This window comes from Nitrospirillum guaranorum (assembly GCF_034653275.1).
GTDB lineage: Bacteria > Pseudomonadota > Alphaproteobacteria > Azospirillales > Azospirillaceae > Nitrospirillum.
Window position 1 is genome coordinate 995,445 of sequence record NZ_JAYEES010000003.1, and the last position, 23,037, is coordinate 1,018,481.

The 23,037-nt window shown below is 69.5% G+C and carries 25 protein-coding genes and 1 tRNA gene; 16 read left to right on the plus strand and 10 right to left on the minus strand.

Annotated features, from left to right (window positions below; translation table 11 throughout):
* Positions 1 to 4: 4 nt before the first annotated feature.
* A complete protein-coding gene (locus UAJ10_RS13430; RefSeq protein ID WP_322915808.1) occupies positions 5 to 2,095 on the minus strand; it encodes an autotransporter assembly complex protein TamA in 2,091 nt (696 codons plus the stop codon).
* A 482-nt stretch (positions 2,096 to 2,577) separates the two neighbouring features.
* Here UAJ10_RS13430 and typA point away from each other — a divergent pair, with 482 nt between their 5' ends.
* Complete coding sequence (gene typA / locus UAJ10_RS13435) at positions 2,578 to 4,398, plus strand: translational GTPase TypA (RefSeq protein ID WP_322915809.1); 1,821 nt, start codon at positions 2,578 to 2,580, stop codon at positions 4,396 to 4,398.
* 153 nt (positions 4,399 to 4,551) lie between these two features.
* Complete coding sequence (locus UAJ10_RS13440) at positions 4,552 to 4,920, plus strand: cupin domain-containing protein (RefSeq protein WP_322915810.1); 369 nt, start codon at positions 4,552 to 4,554, stop codon at positions 4,918 to 4,920.
* A gap of 12 nt (positions 4,921 to 4,932) precedes the next feature.
* Here UAJ10_RS13440 and UAJ10_RS13445 read toward each other — a convergent pair whose 3' ends face one another.
* The 3 genes from UAJ10_RS13445 to UAJ10_RS13455 form a co-directional block, all read right to left on the minus strand.
* Entirely contained in the window at positions 4,933 to 5,667 is a 735-nt protein-coding gene (locus UAJ10_RS13445; protein WP_322915811.1) for a Rossmann-fold NAD(P)-binding domain-containing protein, read from the minus strand.
* A 10-nt stretch (positions 5,668 to 5,677) separates the two neighbouring features.
* Complete coding sequence (locus tag UAJ10_RS13450; protein WP_322915812.1) at positions 5,678 to 6,592, minus strand: SDR family NAD(P)-dependent oxidoreductase; 915 nt, start codon at positions 6,590 to 6,592, stop codon at positions 5,678 to 5,680.
* Between the two features lie 93 nt (positions 6,593 to 6,685).
* Positions 6,686 to 7,255: a TetR/AcrR family transcriptional regulator gene (locus tag UAJ10_RS13455; protein ID WP_322915813.1), complete on the minus strand. Its 570-nt coding sequence runs from the start codon at positions 7,253 to 7,255 to the stop codon at positions 6,686 to 6,688.
* A 383-nt stretch (positions 7,256 to 7,638) separates the two neighbouring features.
* On the opposite strand from UAJ10_RS13455, the gene UAJ10_RS13460 reads away from it, so the two are divergent.
* The 5 genes from UAJ10_RS13460 to UAJ10_RS13480 all read left to right on the plus strand — a co-directional run bounded on the left by UAJ10_RS13460 (position 7,639) and on the right by UAJ10_RS13480 (position 11,558).
* Positions 7,639 to 8,814: an acetyl-CoA C-acetyltransferase gene (locus UAJ10_RS13460; RefSeq protein WP_322915814.1), complete on the plus strand. Its 1,176-nt coding sequence runs from the start codon at positions 7,639 to 7,641 to the stop codon at positions 8,812 to 8,814.
* Between the two features lie 199 nt (positions 8,815 to 9,013).
* Positions 9,014 to 9,739 (plus strand): acetoacetyl-CoA reductase, encoded by a 726-nt coding sequence (gene phbB / locus UAJ10_RS13465; protein ID WP_145611209.1) that lies wholly within the window; start codon positions 9,014 to 9,016, stop codon positions 9,737 to 9,739.
* 202 nt (positions 9,740 to 9,941) lie between these two features.
* A complete protein-coding gene (locus tag UAJ10_RS13470) occupies positions 9,942 to 10,436 on the plus strand; it encodes an NUDIX hydrolase (RefSeq protein ID WP_322915815.1) in 495 nt (164 codons plus the stop codon).
* Positions 10,437 to 10,438: 2 nt separating this feature from the next.
* Positions 10,439 to 11,347: an aromatic amino acid exporter YddG gene (gene yddG, locus UAJ10_RS13475; RefSeq protein ID WP_322915816.1), complete on the plus strand. Its 909-nt coding sequence runs from the start codon at positions 10,439 to 10,441 to the stop codon at positions 11,345 to 11,347.
* Between the two features lie 121 nt (positions 11,348 to 11,468).
* Positions 11,469 to 11,558 (plus strand) — tRNA-Ser (locus UAJ10_RS13480).
* 93 nt (positions 11,559 to 11,651) lie between these two features.
* Here UAJ10_RS13480 and UAJ10_RS13485 read toward each other — a convergent pair.
* The gene (locus UAJ10_RS13485) at positions 11,652 to 12,284 is read right to left on the minus strand and encodes a class I SAM-dependent methyltransferase (protein ID WP_322915817.1); all 633 of its coding nucleotides are present in this window, start codon (positions 12,282 to 12,284) and stop codon (positions 11,652 to 11,654) included.
* A 290-nt stretch (positions 12,285 to 12,574) separates the two neighbouring features.
* Positions 12,575 to 13,594 carry a quinone oxidoreductase family protein gene (locus UAJ10_RS13490; protein WP_322915818.1) on the minus strand — a complete coding sequence of 340 codons (1,020 nt, stop codon included), beginning with the start codon at positions 13,592 to 13,594 and terminating at the stop codon, positions 12,575 to 12,577.
* Positions 13,595 to 13,711: 117 nt separating this feature from the next.
* On the opposite strand from UAJ10_RS13490, the gene UAJ10_RS13495 reads away from it, so the two are divergent.
* Both UAJ10_RS13495 and UAJ10_RS13500 read left to right on the plus strand, forming a co-directional pair.
* Complete coding sequence (locus UAJ10_RS13495) at positions 13,712 to 14,584, plus strand: LysR family transcriptional regulator (protein WP_322915819.1); 873 nt, start codon at positions 13,712 to 13,714, stop codon at positions 14,582 to 14,584.
* 254 nt (positions 14,585 to 14,838) lie between these two features.
* Entirely contained in the window at positions 14,839 to 15,345 is a 507-nt protein-coding gene (locus UAJ10_RS13500; RefSeq protein ID WP_322915820.1) for a DUF3280 domain-containing protein, read from the plus strand.
* Between the two features lie 3 nt (positions 15,346 to 15,348).
* On the opposite strand, the gene UAJ10_RS13505 is transcribed toward UAJ10_RS13500, so the two are convergent.
* The 3 genes from UAJ10_RS13505 to UAJ10_RS13515 all read right to left on the minus strand — a co-directional run bounded on the left by UAJ10_RS13505 (position 15,349) and on the right by UAJ10_RS13515 (position 17,467).
* Complete coding sequence (locus UAJ10_RS13505; RefSeq protein WP_322915821.1) at positions 15,349 to 16,146, minus strand: M24 family metallopeptidase; 798 nt, start codon at positions 16,144 to 16,146, stop codon at positions 15,349 to 15,351.
* The gene (locus tag UAJ10_RS13510) at positions 16,098 to 16,634 is read right to left on the minus strand and encodes an aminopeptidase P family N-terminal domain-containing protein (RefSeq protein WP_322915822.1); all 537 of its coding nucleotides are present in this window, start codon (positions 16,632 to 16,634) and stop codon (positions 16,098 to 16,100) included. Before UAJ10_RS13510 ends, UAJ10_RS13505 begins: the two co-directional genes overlap by 49 nt.
* 161 nt (positions 16,635 to 16,795) lie before the next feature.
* Positions 16,796 to 17,467 carry a glutathione S-transferase family protein gene (locus tag UAJ10_RS13515; protein WP_322915823.1) on the minus strand — a complete coding sequence of 224 codons (672 nt, stop codon included), beginning with the start codon at positions 17,465 to 17,467 and terminating at the stop codon, positions 16,796 to 16,798.
* Between the two features lie 53 nt (positions 17,468 to 17,520).
* On the opposite strand from UAJ10_RS13515, the gene UAJ10_RS13520 reads away from it, so the two are divergent.
* The 5 genes from UAJ10_RS13520 (at position 17,521) to UAJ10_RS13540 (ending at position 21,016) form a co-directional block, all read left to right on the plus strand.
* Entirely contained in the window at positions 17,521 to 17,724 is a 204-nt protein-coding gene (locus UAJ10_RS13520; protein WP_322915824.1) for a hypothetical protein, read from the plus strand.
* Entirely contained in the window at positions 17,688 to 18,416 is a 729-nt protein-coding gene (locus UAJ10_RS13525) for an AraC family transcriptional regulator (RefSeq protein WP_322915825.1), read from the plus strand. Before UAJ10_RS13520 ends, UAJ10_RS13525 begins: the two co-directional genes overlap by 37 nt.
* Positions 18,413 to 18,922, plus strand: coding sequence for a signal peptidase II (gene lspA / locus UAJ10_RS13530; RefSeq protein WP_322915826.1), 510 nt, complete (start codon positions 18,413 to 18,415; stop codon positions 18,920 to 18,922). Before UAJ10_RS13525 ends, lspA begins: the two co-directional genes overlap by 4 nt.
* Before the next feature lie 96 nt (positions 18,923 to 19,018).
* Positions 19,019 to 20,275, plus strand: coding sequence for a 3-(3-hydroxy-phenyl)propionate transporter MhpT (mhpT, locus tag UAJ10_RS13535; RefSeq protein WP_322915827.1), 1,257 nt, complete (start codon positions 19,019 to 19,021; stop codon positions 20,273 to 20,275).
* Positions 20,276 to 20,383: 108 nt separating this feature from the next.
* Positions 20,384 to 21,016: a trimeric intracellular cation channel family protein gene (locus UAJ10_RS13540; RefSeq protein WP_322915828.1), complete on the plus strand. Its 633-nt coding sequence runs from the start codon at positions 20,384 to 20,386 to the stop codon at positions 21,014 to 21,016.
* 3 nt (positions 21,017 to 21,019) lie between these two features.
* Here UAJ10_RS13540 and UAJ10_RS13545 read toward each other — a convergent pair whose 3' ends face one another.
* The gene (locus UAJ10_RS13545; protein ID WP_322915829.1) at positions 21,020 to 21,508 is read right to left on the minus strand and encodes a DUF6491 family protein; all 489 of its coding nucleotides are present in this window, start codon (positions 21,506 to 21,508) and stop codon (positions 21,020 to 21,022) included.
* 170 nt (positions 21,509 to 21,678) lie between these two features.
* Here UAJ10_RS13545 and UAJ10_RS13550 point away from each other — a divergent pair, with 170 nt between their 5' ends.
* Both UAJ10_RS13550 and rplU read left to right on the plus strand, forming a co-directional pair.
* Positions 21,679 to 22,494, plus strand: coding sequence for a class I SAM-dependent methyltransferase (locus UAJ10_RS13550; protein ID WP_322915830.1), 816 nt, complete (start codon positions 21,679 to 21,681; stop codon positions 22,492 to 22,494).
* Positions 22,495 to 22,682: 188 nt separating this feature from the next.
* Positions 22,683 to 23,000, plus strand: a complete 318-nt coding sequence (rplU, locus tag UAJ10_RS13555) for a 50S ribosomal protein L21 (protein ID WP_322915831.1) — start codon at positions 22,683 to 22,685, stop codon at positions 22,998 to 23,000.
* Positions 23,001 to 23,037 lie beyond the last annotated feature (37 nt).

Genomic DNA, 23,037 nt, shown 5'->3' on the forward strand with positions numbered 1-23,037 from the left:
TCCGTCAGAAGGACTGGCCGATGCTGACGTACAGCTGCCACATGCTGTCGCCGCTGCGGCGATCCAGCGGCACGCCCACGTCCAGGCGCAGGGGACCGAAAGAGGTGAAGTAGCGCACGCCCAGGCCGGCGCCCCAGCGCATGCCCTGGCTCAGGTCCGGATAGGCGGACTCGAAGACGTTGCCGCCGTCGATGAAGGGCACCAGGCCGATGGTGTCGGTCACGCGGATGCGCAGCTCGGCGCTGGTCTCGATCAGCGAGCGGCCGCCGGTGGGGTCGTTGTTGACGTCCAGCGGACCGACCTTCTGATAGGCGTAGCCGCGCACCGAGCCGCCGCCGCCGGCGAAGAAGCGCTTGTCGGCCGGCACCAGGGCCAGCGAGCCGCCGAAGACGGCGCCCAGGTTCACCCGCGCCGCGAAGACATAGGCCTTGTCGTTGTCCAGCGCCCAATAGCCGCTGCCGCCGGCCTTGCCGATGACGAAGGTGCCGCTGTCGCCGAAGGGGCTGAAATAGGGGGTGAGGCCGGTGTTCCAGCGATAGCCCTGCGTGGGGTTCAGCAGGTTGTCGGTGTTATCGAAGTTCAGCGTCACCGGCACGCCCACCAGTGTGTTGTCGGTGGTGGTCAGCACGCCGTTGCCCGTCAGGTCCTGCCGGATGGAGGATTGCTCCAAGGTCACGCCGGCGCTGCCCGTCAGGTGCGGCATCAGCGGGTGGGTGACGATGGCGCCCAGGGTGATGGCGTCGCGCGAATAGGCCTCGGGATGTTCGGAAACGGCCAGCGCCGACAGGTTCAGCGTGGTGTCCGTCTCCAGGAAGTCCGGCTTTTTCAGCGTGCTGCCCAGGCTGTAGTCCAGCCCGTCGGAATCGCGGAACTTCTTGCGGCCGAGGCCGCCCAGCGACCCGGTCACGGTCAGCGCCTCCGCCCCGCCCAGGAAGTTGCGGTCGCCCCAGGTGGCGGTGGCGGCCGCCCCGTCGGTGGTGCCGTAGGTCAGGCCGGTGTTGATGAAGTGGCGGTCCCGCTCTTCCATCTGGCCCAGCATGGGCACCTCGCGGGACCCGTCCGGCTGCACCGTGCCCGGCACGTCGTCCAGGACCACCCGCACCTGGGAGAAGACGCCCAGGTCCGTCAGCTTGTTGCGGGCGGTATCGACCTTGGCCGGGTCGTAGACGTCGCCCGGCTTCCACGGCAGGCGGCCATAGGCGACGTCGGGATCCAGGCGGCCCAGCCCGGTGAAGGTGGTGGGGCCGAAGCGCACCAGGGGGCCCGGGTCCAGGGTGAACGCCACGGCCATGGTGTGGGCCTGCACGTCCACCGCCAGGTCACGCTGCCCCACCTTGGCGCGGGCGTAGCCGCGCGTCGCCATCAGGGGCGTCACGGCCGCCTCCGCGTCGCGGATGGCCGGCCCCCGGGCGGGGTCGCCCGGCTTCAGGTGCAGCTTGCCCAGGTCCAGCGGGCCGCCGGGGGGTGGGGACCCGTCGGTCTGCGTCAGGGTGATCTTGGAGATGGTGTAGCGCTGGCGCGGCGTCACCTCGATGACCACGGCCACCGGTTTGGCGTCGGCGTCCACCTTCACCATGACGCTGCCGTCGAAATAGCCTTCGGAGCGCAGGGCGGCGGCCAGCTTGTCGTAATCGTTGTCGATGCGCTTCTCCAGGCCCAGCAGCGACGACGGCGGGTCGTTCTGCAGGGTGATGAGGGAGGAGGCGCTGCGCAGCACGTCCATCAGGCCGTCATCGGCCTCAACGCCCGGGGCCGGGTGGAAATCCACGGTGTAGGTCGCCGGCGGCGGTTCCGCGTCCGGCTGGCCGGCGGGGGCGGCGTCGGGCGCCTGCTCCGCCTTGCGGGCCAGCACGGCGCCGGGCGTGTCCGCATCGTCGGACGACTCCCCAGGTTCATGGGCGGAAGGCGTGTCGGCGGCGGCGCCTTGGGGGCCGCCATCCTTTTTGGGCGCGTCCTCGCCGGCCGCGTCGTCCGGCTTGGACGGTGGCGTGGTGGGGGACGGCGCCGGCTGGGCTGTGGGCGCACCTTGGGCGAAGCCCTGCGCGGACCAGCACACCAAGGGCAGGGCCAGGGTCAGGGAGGGGAGCAGCGCCAAGGCGATCGGGCGGACCGGCGCTCGGTGCTGAAGGCGGGGGGCGGCGAAGGGCGACGCGGGCTCCAACGGCTGCGGGTGGTCGGGCGGGCTTTGGGGCCAGGCGGATGACGGGCCGGGGCGGGATGCCCGGACGGGGTTTTGCCTCCTTGTTTTTCGACCCATGCGCCGGCGGGCAGCGTTAAGTCTTTGTGACGGCTCAGGCGCCGGCCGGTACCCCGACTGAGGAAAAAAGGCCGACGGACATGACCTTAACCAACAAGATCGTGGCAAATTTATAGTCTGCCTTGCGGTACCCGTAACCCCCTCTTGCGTCCAACCCCCTTCGGCGGGCCTTTCTCCCGACCCTGCCAATAGCTATATTCCGCTCCGTGAAACCCGGTCCCGGCGCGCCGCGCCAGGGGGCGGGCTTTTGTTTTTGGGCCATCGCCAGGCGCACGTCGCGTTTTTGGACCGGGCCCCAAGCTTCGCGGGATTAGCGTCCAATGGATATGCGTAACATCGCCATCATCGCGCACGTCGACCATGGCAAGACCACCTTGGTTGACGTGCTGCTGCGCCAGTCGGGCGCTTTCCGCGACAACCAGCAGGTCGCCGAGCGCGCCATGGACAGCAACGACCTGGAGCGTGAGCGCGGCATCACGATCCTGGCGAAGTGCACCAGCGTCCTGTGGGAAGGCACCCGCATCAACATCGTCGACACCCCCGGCCACGCCGACTTCGGTGGCGAGGTTGAGCGTATCCTTAGCATGGTCGACGGCGTCATCCTGCTGTGCGACGCCGCCGAGGGCCCGCTGCCCCAGACCAAGTTCGTGCTGGGCAAGTCGCTGAAGCTGGGCCTCAAGCCCATCGTCGTCATCAACAAGGTCGACCGTTCCGACGCCCGCCCCGATGAAGTGCACAGCGAGGTGTTCGACCTGTTCGCGGCGCTGGACGCCACCGACGAACAGCTGGACTTTCCCACCCTGTTCGCCTCGGGCCGCAATGGCTGGGCGGCGGAGAGCCTGGACGCCCCGCGTGAGGACATGCGCCCGCTGTTCGAGCTGGTGCGCCGCCACGTGCCGGCGCCCAAGGTGGACGTCGACGCCCCCTTCACCATGCTGGCCACCACCCTGGAAGCCAACCCCTACCTGGGGCGACTGCTGACCGGCCGCATCCAGACCGGCACCGCCCGTGCCAACATGGCCATCAAGGCGCTGAGCGCCGACGGCAAGCTGATCGAGCAGGGCCGCATCTCCAAGCTGCTGGCCTTCCGTGGGCTGGAGCGCGTGGGCGTGGAAGAGGCGCAGGCGGGTGACATCGTCGCCATCGCCGGCCTGACCAAGACCACCGTGGCCGACACCATCTGCGAACCGTCGGTGACCGAGCCGCTGGCCGCCCAGCCCATCGACCCGCCGACCCTGGCCATGACCTTCAGCGTCAACGACAGCCCGCTGGCCGGCCGCGAAGGCGACAAGGTCACCAGCCGCATGATCCGCGACCGTCTGATGCGCGAGGCGGAGGGCAACGTCGCCCTGCGTGTCCGTGAGACCGAGAACGCCGACGCGTTCGAGGTGGCCGGCCGTGGCGAACTGCAGCTGGGCATCCTGATCGAGAACATGCGCCGCGAAGGCTATGAGCTGTCGATCTCCCGTCCCCGCGTGCTGCTGAAGACGGACGAGAACGGCCAGCGCATGGAGCCGATCGAGGAAGTCGTGGTCGACGTGGACGAGGAATTCTCCGGCGCCGTCGTTCAGAAGATTTCCGAGCGCAAGGGCGACATGCTGGAGATGCGTCCGTCCGGCGGCGGCAAGGTGCGCCTGGTGTTCCACGTGCCCTCGCGCGGCCTGATCGGCTACCAGAGCGAATTCCTGACGGACACCCGCGGCACCGGCCTGATGAACCGCCTGTACCACGGCTACGCCCCGTACAAGGGTCCCATCCAGGGCCGCCGCAACGGCGTGCTGATCTCCAACGGCGAGGGTGAGGCCGTGGCCTACGCCCTGTGGAACCTGGAAGACCGCGGGCCCATGATGATCGAGCCGGGCGCCAAGGTGTACCAGGGCATGATCATCGGCGAGCACAGCCGCGGCAACGACCTGGAAGTGAACGTCCTGAAGGGCAAGCAGCTGACCAACATCCGCGCCGCCGGCAAGGACGAGGCCGTGCGCCTGACCACCCCCATGGACATGTCCCTGGAAAAGGCCCTGGCCTACATCGAGGATGAGGAGCTGGTGGAAGTGACGCCGAAGTCCATCCGCCTGCGCAAGCGCCTGCTGGACCCGACCGACCGCAAGCGTGCCCAGAAGCAGGCCGAGGCCGGCTGACCGCCCGCTTTATCGGTATGAATGATGAAGCCCCGTCCACCATCCGGTGGGCGGGGCTTTCATTTAGGCGTTCCGGTCCGCTCCGCACGAACGTCCAATACCGGCCCGCCATCGGGCCGGCATGGTGCGGGCCTTGTCAATCCGGAGACCGCCATGCCGCCCACCCCCATCCGCTTCACCGACAAGTTCGCCCTGTTCACCGAACAGTGGCAGCCCAAGGTGATGGCGGAAATGAACGACTATCAGTTCAAGCTGTCGCGCCTTGAGGGCGACTTCCTCTGGCACGCCCACGCCGACACGGATGAGACCTTCATCGTGCTGGAGGGAACGCTGCGCCTGGACTTCCGCGACGGCGCCATCACGCTGGGCCCCGGCGAGATGGCGGTGGTGCCCAAGGGCGTGGAGCACAAGCCCTCCGCCGAGGCGGAGGTGAAGCTGCTGCTGATCGAACCGCGCGGCGTGGTCAACACCGGTGACGCGGCGGCCGGGGAGCGCACCGCGCGGAACGACGTGTGGATTTAGGGCGGGGCGGGTTCAACCGGAAATGCGCCCGGCTCCAAATTCTTGTCCAGCGGGGGGCTTCCCGCTCCAAAGCGATTCGCTTTGGTTGACCAGCGCCCGGATGTCCGCCGTCTCCAGCACCGCCTTGGGGGCGCCCCTCTCGGCGGCGGCCAACATGGCCTGGCCGATCTCCACCGTGGTCAGCACCTGCTTGGGGAACAGACGGCGCGCCAGCGGCAGAAGCGGGGCGGCCAGGGTGTAGACCAGGCGGTAGGCCCGCGTCTTGGACCGGGCGCCATGCAGGGGTGGGATCAGGCCGGGGCGGAACAGGTACACCGCCTTGAAGGGCAGGCGCTGTAAATCGTTTTCCGTCCGGCCCTTGACCCTGGCCCACATGGTGCGGCCCCGCTCCGTCCCGTCGGTGCCGGAACCGGAGACGTAGAGGAAGGTCATGTCCGGGTTCAGGCGGGCCAGCGTCCGCGCCACGTCCAGCGTCAGGCCATGGGTGACGCGGGTATAGGCGTCCTCGCTCATGCCCGCGGAGGAGACGCCCAGGCAGAAGAAGCAGGCGTCGTAGCCGGCCAGCAGCCCGTCCAGCGTCTCCCACCGGTCCATGGCCGGGTGGGTCAGTTCCGACAGTTTGGGATGGGTCAGGCCGGTGGTGGTGCGGCCCACGGCCAGCACCTGGGTGACCCGGGGGTCCTGCAGGCATTCCCGCATGACCCCCTGGCCCACCATGCCGGTCGCCCCGAACAGGATGACCTTCATGGCTCCATCCTCACGATTGACGGGCGGCGGGCGGGGTGAGAACCGCCTGGGGCGCTGTCTCCGGCAAGGCGGGGACGGGACCGTCATAGGCCACGTCGGTGGAGCGGCTGACCGCCTCCCACGCCGCCAGCTGGGCCGCGCGTTCGCCATCGGCCAGGCCGAAGTAATGCAGGGCGTCGCTGCCCAGCAGCAGGTGCGGGGGCAGGGTGGGGTGGTCGGCCAGGCGCAGGATCAGTTGGGCGATCTTGGCCGGGTCGCCGGCCTCATTGCCGATATAGGGCTTGAACATCTCGACCAACGCGCCGACCGAGGCCTGGTAGTCGGGCAGGATGGCCGGTGTGTCGCGCAGCGACCGCGTACCCCAGCCGGTGCGCATGCCGCCGGGCTCCAGCGCGCAGATCTGGATGCCCAGCGGGTTGACCTCGCCCGCAAGCACCTCCGTCAGGCCACCCACGGCCCATTTGGCCGCCTGGTAGGCGCTGAGCCCCGGCCGACCCAGCCGCCCGCCGACGGAGGACACCTGCAGGATGTGGCCGGACCGCTGGTCCCGCATCACCGGCAGGGCGGCATGGGTGACGTTCACCACCCCCATCAGGTTGGTGTCGATCTGGGCGCGGAAGACATCCAGGTCCATCTGTTCGAAGGGGGCGACGTCGGCATAGCCGGCGTTGTTCACCACCACGTCCAGGCGGCCGAAGGCTTCCACCGCCAAGGCCACGGCGGCGCGGGCGGCCGCCGCGTCGGTCACGTCCAGCGCCAGGGTGCGTACCCGGTCGCCGTACCGGGCGTTCAGGTCGGCCAGCCGTTCCGGCTGGCGGGCGGTGGCCACCAGGTGATGGCCGGCGGCCAGCACGGCCTCGGCGATGCTGCGGCCCAGCCCGGCGGCGCTGCCGGTGACGAGCCAGACTTTGGAAGCGTTGGTCATGATCGATACTCCGTTAAAGGTAAAAAATTGAGCGACTAATCACTCATTTATGGGGCAAAAGATAAGGCAAGGGCGGGGGTGAGGCACCCCGGTTCAGCGGCTGATGGCGTTCCAGAGGGCGTCGAAACCGGCGGCGCGGTAACGCTCCGCGCTGTCGGGCTGCCTCAGGATGAAATCCATGGTGGTTTCCGCCAGCGAGGTCAGGATGGCGGCCACGAAATCGGGTGGCTGGTCCCGCATCAGGCCCTGACCCACGCCCTCTTGAACCACGCTGTCGATGCGGGCGAAGCCCTCGCTGCCCAATGCCCGCGTCTCGGGCGTCAGGCGGTCGGACACGATCAGCTGCGCCATGGCCCGGCGCCGCGCCGGGTCGCGCACGCCCCAGTCGACATAGCGGTCCCAGATGTGGCGCACGCGGTCGCGCAGCGGGCCGTCGGCGGGATAGGCAGTCATCAAGGCCTGGCGCAGGTCCGCCTTCAGCGCCAGGTACAACTGGTTCAGCAGCAGATCCTTGGTGGCGAAATAGGTGAACAGCGTGCCCTCCGCCACGCCGGCCAGGCTGGCGATGCGGGCGGTGGGGGCGCCCAGGCCCTGGTCGGCGATGACCCGCACCGCCGCCGCCAGGATGGCGTCGCGCTTCTCTTCGCTTTTGGGCCGGGCCATGGGAACCACCAGGAAAAAGAGTGAGTGAACACTCAATATAATGGCTTCGATGCGAATGCCAAGTGCGCGATGTCACAGGGGCACCGCACGCGGTGTTTGATCCGAATCAGGGCGCCATACGCCGGCGCAAGTTAAGTTTCGACGCAAGGGTGCGGTCGCGCGCAAGGGTGTTTCGCGCTTTGGTGGTGCGGCGGCTGGCGAGCATGCTTGCGCCCGGATTGGTAAATGGCCAAGACTAGGGGGCGGGGGATGGCCTAATGCCGCCCCCACCGGAATTTCCACCGCCTTTCCCGCCGGCCCCGTTAACCTTGACAGGGGCGCCGGTGGGGCGGGCCGCCCTATGATAGACGGGGCATGAAATCGTTCGGGAAGAGAGGAACATCATGGTCGAAGTGGTCATCGCCGGCGCCGCGCGCACGCCCATCGGCAGCTTCAACGGCGCCCTCAGCAGCCTGTCGGCTGTCGCTCTCGGCACCGTGGCCGTCACCGAGGCCCTGCGCCGCGCCCATGTCGACGCCGCCGAGGTGTCCGAGGTCGTGCTGGGCCATGTGCTGAAGGCCGCCACCGGACAGAACAGCGCCCGCCAGGTGTCCGTGGCCGCCGGCGTGCCGGTGGAACGCACCGCCTATACCCTGGACCAGGTCTGCGGGTCCGGCCTGCGCGCCGTGGCCCAGGGCTTCCAGGCCATCCGCCTGGGCGAGGCCGAGGTGGTGGTGGCCGGCGGCATGGAAAGCATGAGCCAGGCCCCGCACGCCATCCACCTGCGCAACGGCACCAAGATGGGTGACGCCAGCATGGTGGACACCATGATCAAGGACGGCCTGTGGGACGCCTTCAACAACTACCACATGGGCACGACGGCCGAGAACGTGGCCAAGAAGTGGGAAATCTCCCGCGAGGCCCAGGACGCCTTCGCCGCCGGCAGCCAGCAGAAGGCCGAGGCCGCGCAGAAGGCCGGCCGCTTCAAGGATGAGATCGTTCCCGTCACCGTGCCCGGCCGCAAGGGCGACGTGGTGGTCGAGGCCGACGAATACCCCAAGGCCGGCACCACGGCCGAGACGCTGGCCAAGCTGCGCCCGGCCTTCGCCAAGGACGGCACCGTCACCGCCGGCAACGCCTCGGGCATCAACGACGGCGCCGCGGCGCTGGTGCTGATGACGGCCGAGAACGCCGCCAAGCGCGGGGTGAAGCCGCTGGCCCGCATCGTCTCCTGGGCCACCGCCGGCGTCGACCCGTCCATCATGGGCACGGGCCCCATCCCGGCCAGCAAGCTGGCGCTGCAGCGCGCCGGCTGGTCCGTGGCCGACCTGGACCTGGTGGAGGCCAACGAGGCCTTCGCCGCGCAGGCCTGCGCCGTGAACAAGGACATGGGCTGGCCCGACGACAAGGTGAACGTCAACGGCGGGGCCATCGCCCTGGGCCACCCCATCGGCGCCTCGGGTGCCCGTGTGCTGGTGACCCTGCTGCATGAGATGCAGAAGCGCGACGCCAAGAAGGGCCTGGTCACGCTGTGCATCGGCGGCGGCATGGGCATCGCCATGTGCGTGGCCCGCGACTGATCATTCCCTGGTGGCGCGGCCGGGATTGATCTTTCCGGCTGCGAAACTAGGTAGGTGCCCGCTGGGTGCCGGCGCGACGGTGGGAACACCCCGTGCCGGCCCTCTCGGGATCGGGGGCCGGGATGCCGGGCGAGTGCCGACCTCTATTCAAGCGTGATGCTCCATGGTCTTTCTGACTCGGGAAAAAGGGGAGGTTTAGATGACAGCGCGTGTTGCATTGGTGACGGGTGGTACCCGCGGCATCGGTGAAGCCATCTCGGTGGCGCTGAGGGACGCCGGCTACAAGGTCGCGGCCAACTACGGCGGCAACGAGCAGAAGGCGCGCGAGTTCACGGAGCGGACGGGCATTCCCGCCTATCGCTTCGACGTGGCCAGCTTCGAGGACGTGCGCCACGGCATGACCAAGATCGAGCATGACCTGGGCCCGATCGAGATCATCGTCAACAACGCCGGCATCACCCGCGACGGCGTGTTGCACCGCATGGATTTCGAGCAGTGGAACGAGGTCATCCAGACCAACCTCGCCTCCTGCTTCAACACCTGCCGCGTGGCCATCGACGGCATGCGGGCGCGCGGCTTCGGCCGCATCGTCAACATCGGCTCGATCAACGGCCAGGCCGGCCAGTATGGCCAGGTGAACTATGCCGCCGCCAAGTCCGGCATCCATGGCTTCACCAAGGCCATGGCGCAGGAAGGAGCGGGCAAGGGTGTGACGGTCAACGCCATCGCCCCGGGCTACATCGACACCGACATGGTCCGCGCCGTGCCGCCCAACGTGCTGGAGAAGATCGTCGCCAAGATCCCCGTCGGCCGCCTGGGCAAGGCGGAGGAGATCGCCCGCGGCGTGCTGTTCCTGGTGGCGGACGACGCCGGCTTCATCACCGGCTCGACGCTGTCCATCAACGGTGGCCAGCATATGTATTGATGCCCTCAAGCGCCGGGCGCGGCCATACGGCCACTTGGCTATCCTCGTTTTCCAGTCCGCTCCGCTCCCCGGAAAACTCCGGCGGTCGCGTCCTAGGGGTTGGGTGGCACTGGTGTGGCTACAGGGGTTAGCCTGAGGCGTGTGCTTTGAGGTATGACAGGGGCGGGTCCGGTGACGGGTCCGCCCTTTGTCATGGTGCCGCATGTCCGACCACCCGTCCGCCTCACCGCATCTTTACCCCGACCAACCCCGTGTGGGTGTCGGCGTGCTGGTGTGGAAGGGGGACCAGCTGCTGCTGATCCGGCGGGCCAAGGCGCCCTTGGCCGGCGAGTGGTGCCTGCCGGGCGGCAGCCAGGAATTGGGCGAGACGTTGTTCCAGACGGCGGCGCGCGAGGTGCGGGAGGAAACCGCCATCGCCTGCCGGCCCTACACCGTGCTGACGGCGGTGGACGGCATCACCCGCGACCCACGTCCCCAGGGGGCGGGGCCGGAGGTGGCCCCCCGCGTGCGCTTCCACTTCACCATCGTGGAAATCATGGCGGAGTACGCAGGCGGTGAGCCTCAGGCGGGCGATGACGCGGCGGCGGCGCTGTGGGCCGATCGGGCGGCCTGTGAGCGGCTGGTGACCTGGTCCTCGATCAAGGCGGTGGTGGACTTGGGCTGGGCGGCGCGGGCGGCCGCGGGGACGGGGGAATAAGCATGGCCGGCACGATGGGAAACGACGTCGCGGCGGGGGGCGGGATGACCGCGCGGCGGGCCACCCTGGTCGGTGCCGGCGCCATCCTGCTGTGGTCCACCCTGGCGCTGCTGACCACGCTGACCGGCCCCATCCCACCGTTCGAGACCGAGGCGGTGGCCTTCGCCGTGGCGGGCCTGCTCGGCATCGTGTGGATGGCGGCGCGTGGCCGGTCCCCCTGGGCGGCGGCGCGCCAGCCCCCCGTCGCCTGGCTGCTGGGGGTGGGGGGGCTGTTCGGCTATCACTTCCTTTATTTCCTGGCGCTGAAGTCGGCGCCGGCGGCGGAGGCCAACCTCATCAATTACCTGTGGCCCCTGCTGATCGTGCTGTTCGCCGGGCTGTTGCCGGGGGAGCGCCTGGGCCGCCGCCAGGTGCTGGGGGCCCTGGTCGGGCTGGCGGGCACCGGCCTGCTGGTCACTGGCGGCCGGGGCGTCGCCATCGACCCCGCCTACCTGCCGGGCTTCCTGGCCGCGGCCGGGGCCGCCGTTACCTGGGGCGCCTATTCCACCCTGTCGCGCCTGCTGGGCGCCGTGCCCACCGACGCCGTGGCCTTCTTCTGCCTGGCCACGGCGGCGCTGTCGGCCCTCTGCCATTGGGGGTTGGAGGCGACGGTGGCGCCCGACGCCCGGCAGTGGGCCTTGCTGGCACTGATGGGCCTGGGCCCCGTGGGGGCGGCCTTCTTCCTCTGGGACATCGGCATGAAGAAGGGCGACATCCACACCCTGGGCGCGCTCAGCTACGCGACACCGCTGCTGTCCACCCTGCTGTTGATCCTGGCGGGCCGCGCCCAGCCCAGCGGCGTGGTCGCCGCCGCCTGCCTGCTCATCATCGCCGGCGCCGCCATCGCCAGCTGGAAGCCCCGCCAGCGCTGACATTTTTCGCTCACATAGCGCTTGCGCAAGCGATCCGCTTCCGCTAGGGTCCGCGCCGCTTCGCCAGCCGGCCCCTTTCCCGTTCGACAGCAAAACGGGGGCCGGACACGGGAATGGATACGGAGAGGTGCCGGAGCGGTCGAACGGGGCGGTCTCGAAAACCGTTGTACCAGCGATGGTACCGTGGGTTCGAATCCCACCCTCTCCGCCATTCATCCAAGCATTTCAGCGACTTGGATAAGTCCCCCTGCCCGGGCGGGGGACGTGGCCGTTTCGGCGTCGCCGGGAAGTCCGCTGGGCCGCCTTATTTCCGGCACTCGACGCAGAGGCTTTCCATGATGCGCACCGGCTGCTGCGGTTCGATCTCGAAGATGTTCTCCACGTATTCGCTGCTGGCGTAGAGCGTCCTCCTGACGTGGGTGAAGCCAACGTGCTCCAGCACCCATTTGAGGGTATCGAAGTCATAGCCGCACCGGTGATCGTGATTGTGCAGCATGCCCATGAAGATCGCGGCGTTGGTCACGTATAGGGCGGGATCGAGCGCTTCCTTCACGTATTCCTCAAGGAAGAAGCGATCGTTGTTGACGTAAGCCTTGGCCCATTTTTCCAGGTCGGGAACCAGGATGCGCATCTTTCCGCCGTCGGCCAGCTTCGCATGGCATTCCTTCAGGAAAGTGATGCCATCGGTGTAACTGATGTGCTCCAGGAAATGGCTGTGGTAAATCAGGTCAAGTGAACCATCAAGGGCAGGTATCACTTCCCTCAGATCATGGTTCATCATGAATGTACCGTCGGTGTTGTTGAGATTCTGGTACACGCCGCCATTCTGTAAGTTTGGCCAATATCCGATATTAAGGAAACCACGGTACAGCATGGTGCCGCAGCCAAGATTATATTTCTTGAACGTATTTGACAGCGTCATCCACTGCGGATCCATTATATAAATTCCCTTTGTTTGGCTTGTGGCGTTGGAAAACCAGAAGAAGAAATGAGTTTATCGGGTGGCCAAATGGGGGCGCGCCAGTCCCGCTATTTTTTGAAATCTATAGAGAGGCTCATGGTTTAGCAACCGGCCGGTGGATGATGGGCCGCGGCGCCTGGGGCCGTTTGGGGGCAAGGACGTTGGCATGGGCCTGTCCCCCTGAAACGGCGATGGCCCGCCCCCTGGGGGTACGGGCCATCCGGGCAGTGAGTGGGCGGTCGATCGGGCGATCGACCGCCCGGGCGTCACGGCAGCAGCAGCAAGGCCCCCGTCGTGCCGCCGGCCTCCAGCGCCGCGTGGGCCCGTCCCGCCTCGGCCAGCGGATAGCTGCCGCCGATGTCGGCGGTCAGGCCCCGCGCCAGCTGGGCCAGCACCTCGGCGGCGGCCGCGTGGTAGACGCCGATGTCGGCCAGGCGGGCCAGGATGCTGGGGCGGGTGAAGGTCACGCCCCGGTCGCGGGCCGAACCCTGCGCCGCCTCCACCGGAACCGGGCCGCCAGCCTGGCCGATGCTGGCCACCGTGCCCCCCGCCCGCGTGGCGGCGATGAACCTCAGCAGGGTGTCGCCCCCCACGCCGTCGATGGCGTAATCCACGCCCCGGCCACCGGTCAGCGAGGCGACCTCCGCCGCCACATCGGCGTCGCGGCCGATGATGACGTCGTCGGCGCCGTGATGGCGGGCCAGGACCGCCTTTTCCGCCGTGCTGACGGTGCCGATGACCCGGGCGCCCAGCCGCCGGGCCCAGCGCGTGACCATGATGCCCAGGCCGCCGGCGGCGGCGGAGACCAGCAGCACGGTGTCGGCGCCCACGGCATGGGTCGCGGTCAGCAGCATCTGCGTCGTCAGCCCACGCAGCAGCGACGCGGCGGCGTCCCGGCTGGACACGGTGTCGGGCAGGGGCAGGGCGCGGTCGGCCGGCAGCAGGCGGGTACTGGCATAGCCGCCGGCGGTCCCGGCATAGGCCACGCGCTGGCCCACCGCCAGGCCGGTGACGCCAGCGCCCAGCGCCTCGATGACGCCCACGCCCTCCACCCCGGGCACGCCGCCCGGCAGGGGGTACAGGCCCCGGCGATGGTATGTGTCGACGAAGTTGACGCCGATGGCCTGGTGGCGCAGGCGCACTTCGCCCGCCCCCGGCGCCTGCGGGCCGCGCGGCGTGACGCGCAACTGGTCGATGCCCCCCGGGGCGGCCACGGTGATCACGATATCGGTGGGATCGGTGCCAGGGGGATGTGTGTCCTGGGATCGCGTATCGGCGCGGCTCATGTCTGACCTCCTTCAAAGCCGGTGTGACGATGACCGCGATTGTCGTGCCGGGTACTTGGTGAGAAAATTCCCAAAATTTTGCCAATATATGTGCGGAAATTAACGGAAGGCGGCGCCATGGACTGGGCCATGGATTGGGAGGATCTGCGCCATTTCGCGGCGCTGGCCACGGGCGGCACCCTGTCGGCGGCGGCCCGCGCGCTGGGGGTGGAGCATGCCACCGTGGCCCGGCGGGTGGCGGCCTTGGAACAGGCGCTGGGCCTCAAGCTGGTGGACCGGCGCGGCCGCCGCCTGGCCCTGACGGCGGAGGGGGAGCGTATCGCCGCCGTGGCGGACCGCATGGCCCGGGACGCCCGGACGGTGCGCCGCCTGGCCGACGGCGCCCGGTCCGACATCGCCGGCACCGTCACCATCAGCGCCCCGCCGGCCCTGGCCGTGCTGTTGCTGGCGCCCGTGCTGGCCACCCTGCGCCGGCGCCATCCCGCCCTGACGCTGACCCTGCTGGGGGAGGTGCGCAGCGCCTCACTGGAACGGCGGGAGGCCGACATCGCCGTGCGCATGAGCCGGCCGACGGAGGGTGACCTCACGGCGCGGAAGCTGGCGCCCTTGCCCTTCCACCTCTATGCCACGCCCGCCTATTTGGCGGCCACCGCGCCCGGCAACTGGGCCTTCATCGGCAGCGCCGCCCCCCTGGACCGGTCCCCGCAGCAGCAGGTGCTGGAAGGGTTGGCGGCCGGCCGGCCCACGGTCTTCCAGGGCAATACCGTGGAGATTCAGCAGGCCGCCGCCGCCAGCGGCATGGGCGTGGCGCTGCTGCCCGACTTCATGGCGGCGGACGACCCGCGCCTGGCCGCCGTGCCCGGCCCGCCCGTGCTGTCGCGCGACATGTGGCTGGTGGTGCACAGCGACATGAAGGCATCCGCCCCCATCCGGGCGACGCTGCGCTGCATTGAGGAGGGGATGGCGGCAAGGGCGGCCCGGCCAGCGTGAGACGATGTGGTGATCGTCGTAGCCAGAGCCAGCGGAGCCGTACCTCTTCTCCAACGCGTCGATCTCGTCCATGGCGAGGTCGGTCCTCTTGAAGGCGCCATGGGAGGAGAAGGAAATCTCCTCCCTGGTGACCCTCCGCGGTGAGCACGCCCGCGTCGACGGACCTGCCGGAGATTCGACGCCTCCACCCAAAGTCCATCCTGCCTTCCGCCCGCGCTCGCGCCATGCTGCGGCCCAAACCTGGGGAGGCGCTCATGGGCACGGTCGTGGGATGGATGGCTTTGGCGGTGATGCTGCTGGCGGGCCCAGCCTGGGCTGATCCCGTGCCCAAGGGGGCGCCGCCCACCGCCGTTTTCGACGTGCAGTTCGTCAACAGCTCCCCCGCCGACACCACGGCGGAAGAGACGGCGCGGGTGGCGCGGCTGGGGGTGGCGTTGCGGGCGGCGCTGGCGCGCTCGGGACGCTACGCCCTGGTGGACATGGCGCCCTGGGCGGGCACGCTGGCGGCGAAACCGGCGCCGCGCGACTGCCCGCCCTGCGCCCTGGAGATCGCCACCCGGGCGGGGGCCACGGTGGCCGTCATCGCCTGGGTGCAGAAGGTCAGCAACCTGATCCTGAACCTGAACATCAGCATCCGCGACGCCGCCACCGGCCAGATACTGAAGGGCGGCAGCGTCGACATCCGCGGCAACACGGACGAGTCCTGGGACCGGGGGCTGAGGTTCCTGCTGGAGGAACATGTGCTGGATGGGGTGGAGTAAGGCTCAGATGGGCTGGTCGATGGAGGTCGCCAGGGGGGTGAACAGCGTCGGCCCCGTTTCCGTCATGTGCCAGCAATCCTCCAGCCGGATGCCGAACTCACCGGGGATGTAGAGACCAGGCTCGTCCGAGAAGCACATGCCGGGCTCCAGCGGCGTGGTGTCGCTCAGCACCAGGTAGGGGGATTCGTGGCCGTCCAGGCCGATGCCGTGGCCGGTGCGGTGCGACAGGCCGGGCAGGCGATAGCCGGGGCCCCAGCCTTCCCCCTCGTAATAGCGGCGCACGGCCTTGTCGATGTCACCCACCGGAATGCCCAGCTTGGCGGTTTCCAGCGCGATCTCCTGCCCGCGCTTCACCGTGTCCCACACCTTGCGCTGCCGGGCGCTGGGCATGCCGAAGACCCAGGTGCGGGAAATGTCGGACTGATAGCCGTGCACGGCGCAGCCCACGTCCAGCAGCACGGTGGAACCGTCCTTGACCACCTCCGGCTGGATCGAGCCGTGGGGATAGGCGCTGGCTTCGTTCAGCAACACCAGGGAGAATTCGGGCCGGCCGCCCAGGGCCGCCGTGGCGGTGTCCACCAGGGCGGCGATGTCGGCGGCGCGCATGCCCGGCCGCACATGGGCGTGGGCGTACCGCAGGGCCGCCAGCGTCACCTCGTTGGCCACCTGCATCAGGGCCAGCTCCGCCGGCGACTTATGCATGCGGCAGGCCCGCACCAGGTCGTCGCCGGACACCAGGTCATAGTCCTTGGTCACCTGGCGGATGCCGTCGATGATGAAGAAGCGGGTGGTGGGCTCCACCGCCACCGTGCCCTTGGCCGCACCCCCGGGGGTGCGGAGATGTCCTTCAGCGCCTGGGCCAGGCGTTGGAAGGGGCTTTCATGCTCATCCCAGGCGCGGACATCTCCGGCCACCTGCAGGGTCTCGCGCACCGACGGCTCCTCGAACGCCGGGGTCACGACGATGACCTGGCCCTTGGCGGGGATCAGCGCGGCGGTGGTGCGTTCGGAGTGGTGCCAGCGGATGCCGGTGAAATAGTCCAGGCTGCTGCCCGATTCCACCAGGAAGGCGGCGATGCCCCGGCGGGCCATCAGGTCCTGCAGCTTGGCGATGCGGGCCTGCCGCTCCTCCATCGTGATGGGCTTGGCGCCGGAGGTCAGGGACTTGAGGGCGGCGAGGTCGTCGCCGCCGGTGGGCGTTGTAGTGGCGGGGGCGGCGCGGGCCGGCAGGGCGCCGGTGGCCAGAGGAAGCGTGGACGCGGCGGCAAGGAAAAGGCGGCGGCTGACCATGGTGAAGCTGTCCCGGATGTTTTTGGCTGGCCCTTCCCGATGTCGATCAAAGGGGCCGGCGATCTGGCACCCGTCCTACCACAGCGCCGCCGTCCTTTCCCCGTCTTTCCCGGGGGATGGCCCGGTTGGGGTGGAAAATTGGATATCTTATGCGTGAAGGCTTACGACCCGGCGCGCTGGCTCATGTACTGGCGCAAACCTTCCTCCATCTCGTCCCATACCCGGGCCAGCGCCGGGCTTTCGCGCAGGGACCGGGCATAACCGGCGACGGCGGCGTGGCGGTCCAGCAGCTGGGTGCGGCCGGAGAAGCGCATCAGGCCCTCCAGCGTATAGCGCACCGGCACCAGCCAGGCGTCGGCGGTGCTGACCCGGCCACCGAAGGCGAAGGGGCCACGCGCGGCATCCTCGGCCAGCAAACCGTTCAGCAGGCCGATGCCACTGTCCAGCTTCGCCAGTTGCGCCTGGATGGCGTCCTCATCCGGCGCCTGGCTGTCGAACAGGCCGAACAGGGGGAAGGTCTCGCGCATCACGTAATGGTCGGCCACGGCCGTCAGCAGGCGCACGCGGGCATGGTCCACCGGGTCGGCGGGGCGCAGGGGGACGGCGGGGAAGGCGTCCTCCAGATACTCCACGATCACGGCCGATTCCGGGATGGAGCGGCCGTCGTCCAGCACCAGCACGGGCACCCGCACCATGGGGTTCAGCGCCCGGAAGGCGGGGGAGGTGCGCCAGTCCTCCGGCGGGGTTAGGATGTCGACGGCCAGGTCCTTGGCATAGATGGCGGCGCGGACGCGCGCGGCGAAGGGCGACAGGGCCAGGGAATAGAGTTTCATGGCGGCTCTCCACGGGAACAGGGTTAGGGGGGACGATAGGCTTGGGGGATTTCGTGGGCTTGGAAAAACGCGACCGGGCCATCAAAAGCCCGATGGGGGAAAAGCCCATGCGCCTGGTGACGGCGGCACCCAAGGGCGTGCTGGCGCCGGGTGCGGCGGCGCAGCGCTTCCGCCTGGGCCGCTATCTGCCGGCCCTGGAATCCGGGGGGATCTGGCGGCGGTGGTGGAGCATTACTGGGTGGTGGCCTGGGACCTGACGGGTCAGCCGCCCTATGTCCAGCGCACGCTGCCCTACCCCGCCGTGAACCTGGTGTTCGAGCGGGGGCGCACCGCCATCTACGGCCCCATGCACGGCATCTTCGCCTACGAGCTGCGGGACGCCGGCCGCGTGCTGGGCATCCGCTTCCGCCCCGCCGGCTTCCGCGCCCTGCTGGGCGCGCCGCTGACCACCCTGGTCGACCGCATCCTGCCGCTGGAGGCGGTGTTCGGTTCCGGGGCCGAGGGGGCGGAGGCGGCGGTGCTGGCGGCGGAGGATGACGCCGGCATGGTGGCGGCGGCCGAGCCCCTGCTGCGCCGGGGCCTGAAGGACGCGCCCGGCATGGTGGTCGAGATCAACCAACTGGTGGCGCTGGTGGAGGCCGATCGCGACATCCTACGGGTGGATGACCTGGTCGCCCGCTCCGGCTTCAGCGTGCGTGCGCTGCAGCGGCTGTTCGCCGACCTGGTGGGCATGACGCCCAAATGGGTCATCCGCCGCGCCCGCCTGCATGAGGCGGCGCACCGCCTGGGCCAGGGCGAGGCGGTGGATTTGACCACGCTGGCCCAGGATCTGGGCTATTTCGACCATGCCCACTTCACCCAGGATTTCAAGCAGGTCATCGGCCAGTCACCCTCCGCCTATCGCGAGGCCTGCGCCGGAAAGAACGACAGCGGGGATAAGCGGGAATGAGTGTGCCGGGAACGAACGTTCATGAGCGGCTGCGCTGGATGGCGCCGGCGGCGCTCGCCTGGTTCGTGGCCGACCAGGCGACCAAGGCCTGGCTGAAACAGGCGCTGACCCCGGGGGTGGAGCTGACGGCGCTGAACGGCGCCATCCTGGTGACGCCGGTCAACAACCCGGGCGCCTTCCTGAGCATCGGCGCCGGGTTGGACGACCATGCGCGGGGCCTGGTCTTCACCGTCGGCGTGGCCTTGGTCCTGTTGGCCCTGCTGGTGTGGAGCCTGCGGGCGAAATCCCTCAGCCGGCTGGAACTGCTGGGCGCCGGCAGCTTCCTGGGCGGCGGCCTGGGCAACCTGCTGGACCGGCTGGTCCAGGGCGGCACGGTGTTCGACTTCCTGAACCTCGGCATCGGATCCGTGCGCACCGGCATCTTCAACGTGGCCGACGTCGGCCTGATGGTGGGCGTGGCGCTATTCGTGGTCGGTGGCCTGCTGGGCGGTCAACGTCGAACATAGCCGAGCAAATTTAGTTATTGTCAGCAACTTTTCTGGACATCCACCGTTCCCGCGCGCACCTTGTTCCCGACCGATAAGAATAAACGGGAGAGGAACGTGCTGAACCATGACGCGGTGACCGCCCCCATCGCGGCGCCACAGGCCCCGGTGGGCGGCCTCATCAACCGCACCACGCTGCTGTGCCTGCTGGTCGCCGTCCTGGAGGGGGTGGATCTGCAGGCCGCCGGCGTGGCGGCGCCCAAGCTGGCCCCCGCCCTGCACCTGGCGCCCCAGGAACTGGGCGCCTTCTTCAGCGCTGGCACCATCGGCCTGTTCCTGGGCGCGCTGGTGGGCGGCCGGCTGGCCGACCGCTTCGGGCGCAAGGCGGTGCTGGTGGTCTCGGTCGCGCTGTTCGGCGTCTTCACGGCCGCGACCGCCCTGTCGCCGGACTTCACCACCCTGTTCCTCATGCGCCTGGCCACCGGCCTGGGCCTGGGCGGTACCCTGCCCAACCTGGTGGCGTTGGCGGCGGAAAACAGCCCGTCGGGGCGCAGCGGCGGGGCGGTTTCCCTGATGTACGGCGGCATGCCCCTGGGCGGCGCCATCGTCAGCCTGATCGCCGTCTTCGCCGGCATGGGCGGCGGCTTTGACAGCTGGCGCACCATCTTTTACGTCGCCGGGGGCGCGCCCTTGCTGGTCCTGCCCCTGCTGATCTGGGCCTTGCCCAATTCGCGGGCCTTCCGCGCGGCCGCGGCGGCGGACGGCGGCGTCCGGCCCGGCATTCTCACCATCCTGTTCGGCGGCGGCCGCGCGGTGGAGACGGTGCTGCTGTGGCTGGCCTTCTTCGCCACCCTGATGGTGCTGTACCTGCTGCTCAGCTGGCTACCCCTGCTTATGACCGAACGGGGGTTCAGCAAGCCGCAGGCGGCGCTGATCCAGGTGATGCTGAACATCTCGGGCGCCATCGCCTGCGTCGCCACCGGGTCCCTGCTCGATGGCCCCCGGCGCTTCGTCTACGCCGTCACGGTCTTCGTCGGCCTGGCCGTTTTCCTGGTGCTGCTGGCCGTGATGCCGGCCAACCTGACGGTGGCCTTGGCTGTGGGCCTGGGCGCCGGCGCCATGGTCCTGACCACCCAGGCCACGCTCTATGCCGCCGCCCCCGCCTGCTACCCCACCGCCATCCGGGGCACCGGCGTGGGCGGGGCGGTGGCCGCCGGGCGCCTGGGCTCCGTCGTCGGGCCGCTGCTGGGCGGCGGCTTGGTGCAGGCGGGGCTGTCGGCGCCGGATTTGCTGCTCAGCCTCGTGCCCCTGGTCGCGGTGGGCGGGCTGCTGGCGGTCCTGCTGATCCGGCGGCAGCTCCGCCGCCCGGCCTGACCGGCTGCCGCCCTCCTGGCGCCGCCCCCTTGGCGCCGATCCTCTCGCCAGCCGCCGCGCGACGGTGTAACGCTGCGATCCGGCATCGGATGCGGGGTTGGGACGGGGATGGGGAAGAAGACGGATATGGTGCTGGCCGTGGCCGACATGGCCGGCACCGTGCTGTTCGCGGTCGAGGGCGCCATGGCCGCGCTGCGCGGCGGGCTGGACCTGTTCGGCGTGATGGTCCTGTCCTTCGCCACGGCGCTGGGCGGCGGCGTGCTGCGCGACCTGCTGATCGGGGCGGCGCCGCCGACGGCCCTGCGCGACTGGCGCTATCCCGCCATGGCCTTCGCCGCCGGGGCGGCCACCTTCGCCGGCCACGCCATGGTGGGGCAGGTGCCGGTGGGATTGATGACCACCCTGGATGCGGCCGGCCTGTCCCTGTTCGCTGTGGCGGGCACCGAGAAGGCGCTGAACCGCGACATCCCGCCCTTCAGCGCCGTGCTGATGGGCACCATCACCGGCGTGGGGGGCGGCACCCTGCGCGACATGATGTTGGCCCAGGTGCCGGCCATCCTGCGGGTGGACGTCTACGCCACGGCGGCGCTGCTGGGCGCCGCCGTCATGACCGCCGCCATCCGGCTGGGCGTTGCCCCGCGCTACGCCGCGCTGGCCGGCGGCGGGGCGTGCTTCGCCCTGCGCATGGTCAGCGTCTGGCGCCACTGGGCCCTGCCCACGGCGGCGGGGCTACAGGGCTGACCCTCAGTCGCGGCCCTGGTCGTCGGGCGCCGGCGTGGCCGTTCCGGTCGCGCTGTCGGTCTTCGGCTTGGCCTTCAGGGCGTCGGCGGCGGCCTTGTCGATGGGGATCATGCTGTCGATCAGGCAGACCGGGGGCACCGGCATGCCCACCAGCGTCAGCGGGTCGGTGCGGCACAGTTCGTCATTATGGGACACGTAGGCGAAGCCATAGGGGCCCAGGCCGATGCAGCGGTTGGCCAGGTTGATGCGGGTGAACTGGGTGCGGTCCTGCATCTCCACCAGGATGGTGCGATCATCGATGACCTGGGTGCGGCGGATGTTGCGCACGGGGATGCACATGGGGCCCCGGTCGCGCGACTCGGCACCGGCGGCCGGGATACTGGCGGTTTGGGTGCCGCCGCCATTCGTACTGGCGGTCTGGTCGGCGGCGCAGGCGGTCAGCAGGCCGGCCGCCAGGGCGGCGGCGATCAGGGTGGGGACGGGGCGGAACATGGCGGGGCCTCCCAAGGCGTTCACCTGAAAGGTAAGCGCCGATTCGCGCGGCCACAAGCGGCGGCCGCGTCGCAGGCGGGTACGGCAGGCGGGCAGGGCGGCTTGGCGATAGGCATTAGGGCCGCCGGCCTAATAGGCGAACGCGCCCCAGCCGTGCTAGCATCCCGCTGATGTATAACGATGTCGTCGATCTGCGCGAGTTTTACGAAAGCAGCCTGGGCCAGGTGGTCCGGCGGCTGGTGCGCCGTCGCCTGCGCGAGCTGTGGCCCGACGTCGGCGGCCAGCGCGTGCTGGGCATCGGCTACGCCACGCCCTTCCTGCGTCCCTTCCTGACGGAGGCGGAGCGGGTGATGGCCGTCATGCCCGCCGCCCAGGGCGTGGTCTTCTGGCCGCCCGAGGGGCCGGGCCTGGTGGCGCTGGGCGAGGAATCGGAACTGCCGTTCTCCAACATGTCGGTCGACCGCGTGCTGCTGGTCCATGGGTTGGAGTTCACCGAGCACCTGAAGCCCATGATGCAGGAGATTTGGCGCGTGCTGGCCGGCGGCGGCCGCCTGATCGCCGTCGTGCCCAACCGGCGGGGCATCTGGGCCCGCACCGACCGCACCCCTTTCGGCCACGGCTCCCCCTTCTCGACAGGCCAGTTGCGCCGCGTGCTGCGCGCCAACCTGTTCGTGCCTGAGCGGGAGACGTCGGCCCTGTTCATGCCGCCGGTGAAGTCCCGGTTCTTCATGGCTTCCGCCGGGGCGGTGGAAAACCTGGGCGCCCGCTGGTTCAAGGCCTTCGCCGGCGTCCAGATCGTGGAAGCCAGCAAGCAGATCTATGCCACCACCGCCACCCGCGTGGTGGAGCCGCGGCGCCGCTTGGCCCCCTCCGTGGCCCAGCCGGCCTTCTCCGGCCTGGCGGCGGAACGGCGCCTGCTGCCCCGCCTGGTGGCGTCGTCCGGGGCCCCCGGGGCCGGTGTCCTGGACCCCGACACGAAGCCCTGAGAATCCCGCAACGGTGCCGGGCGTCGGGATTCCGCGCGGACTCGTATTGGGGGTGCTTGACAGGGCCGAGGTCGCCTGTATAGTGCGCGCTCTCTTAGAAACGGGTCCTGTGCTAGGTCCCGTCGTTCCGTTTTGCGTGGGCGCTGGCCACTCTCGGCTGGGCCCGGCCAGATCAGTGGTGGGCTAGAATGTTCGCAGTCATCCGCACCGGCGGTAAGCAGTACAAGGTCGCGGCCGGCGACGTCATTAAGGTTGAGAAGCTGGCGGGTGACGCCGGCGCCTCCCTGAAGCTGGACGAGGTCCTGCTGGTCAGCGATGCCGGCAGCACCACCGTCGGCACCCCGCTGGTGGCTGGCGCCGCCGTGACGGCCACCGTGGTCGCCCAGGCCCACGCGCCGCACATCATCATCTTCAAGAAGAAGCGCCGGCAGAACTACCGCCGCAAGAACGGCCATCGTCAGGACCTGACGATCCTGCGCATCACCGACATCCAGGCCGGCGCCTAATCGGCAGCCGACCTCCTCGATTTAAGGAGTTTTCGAG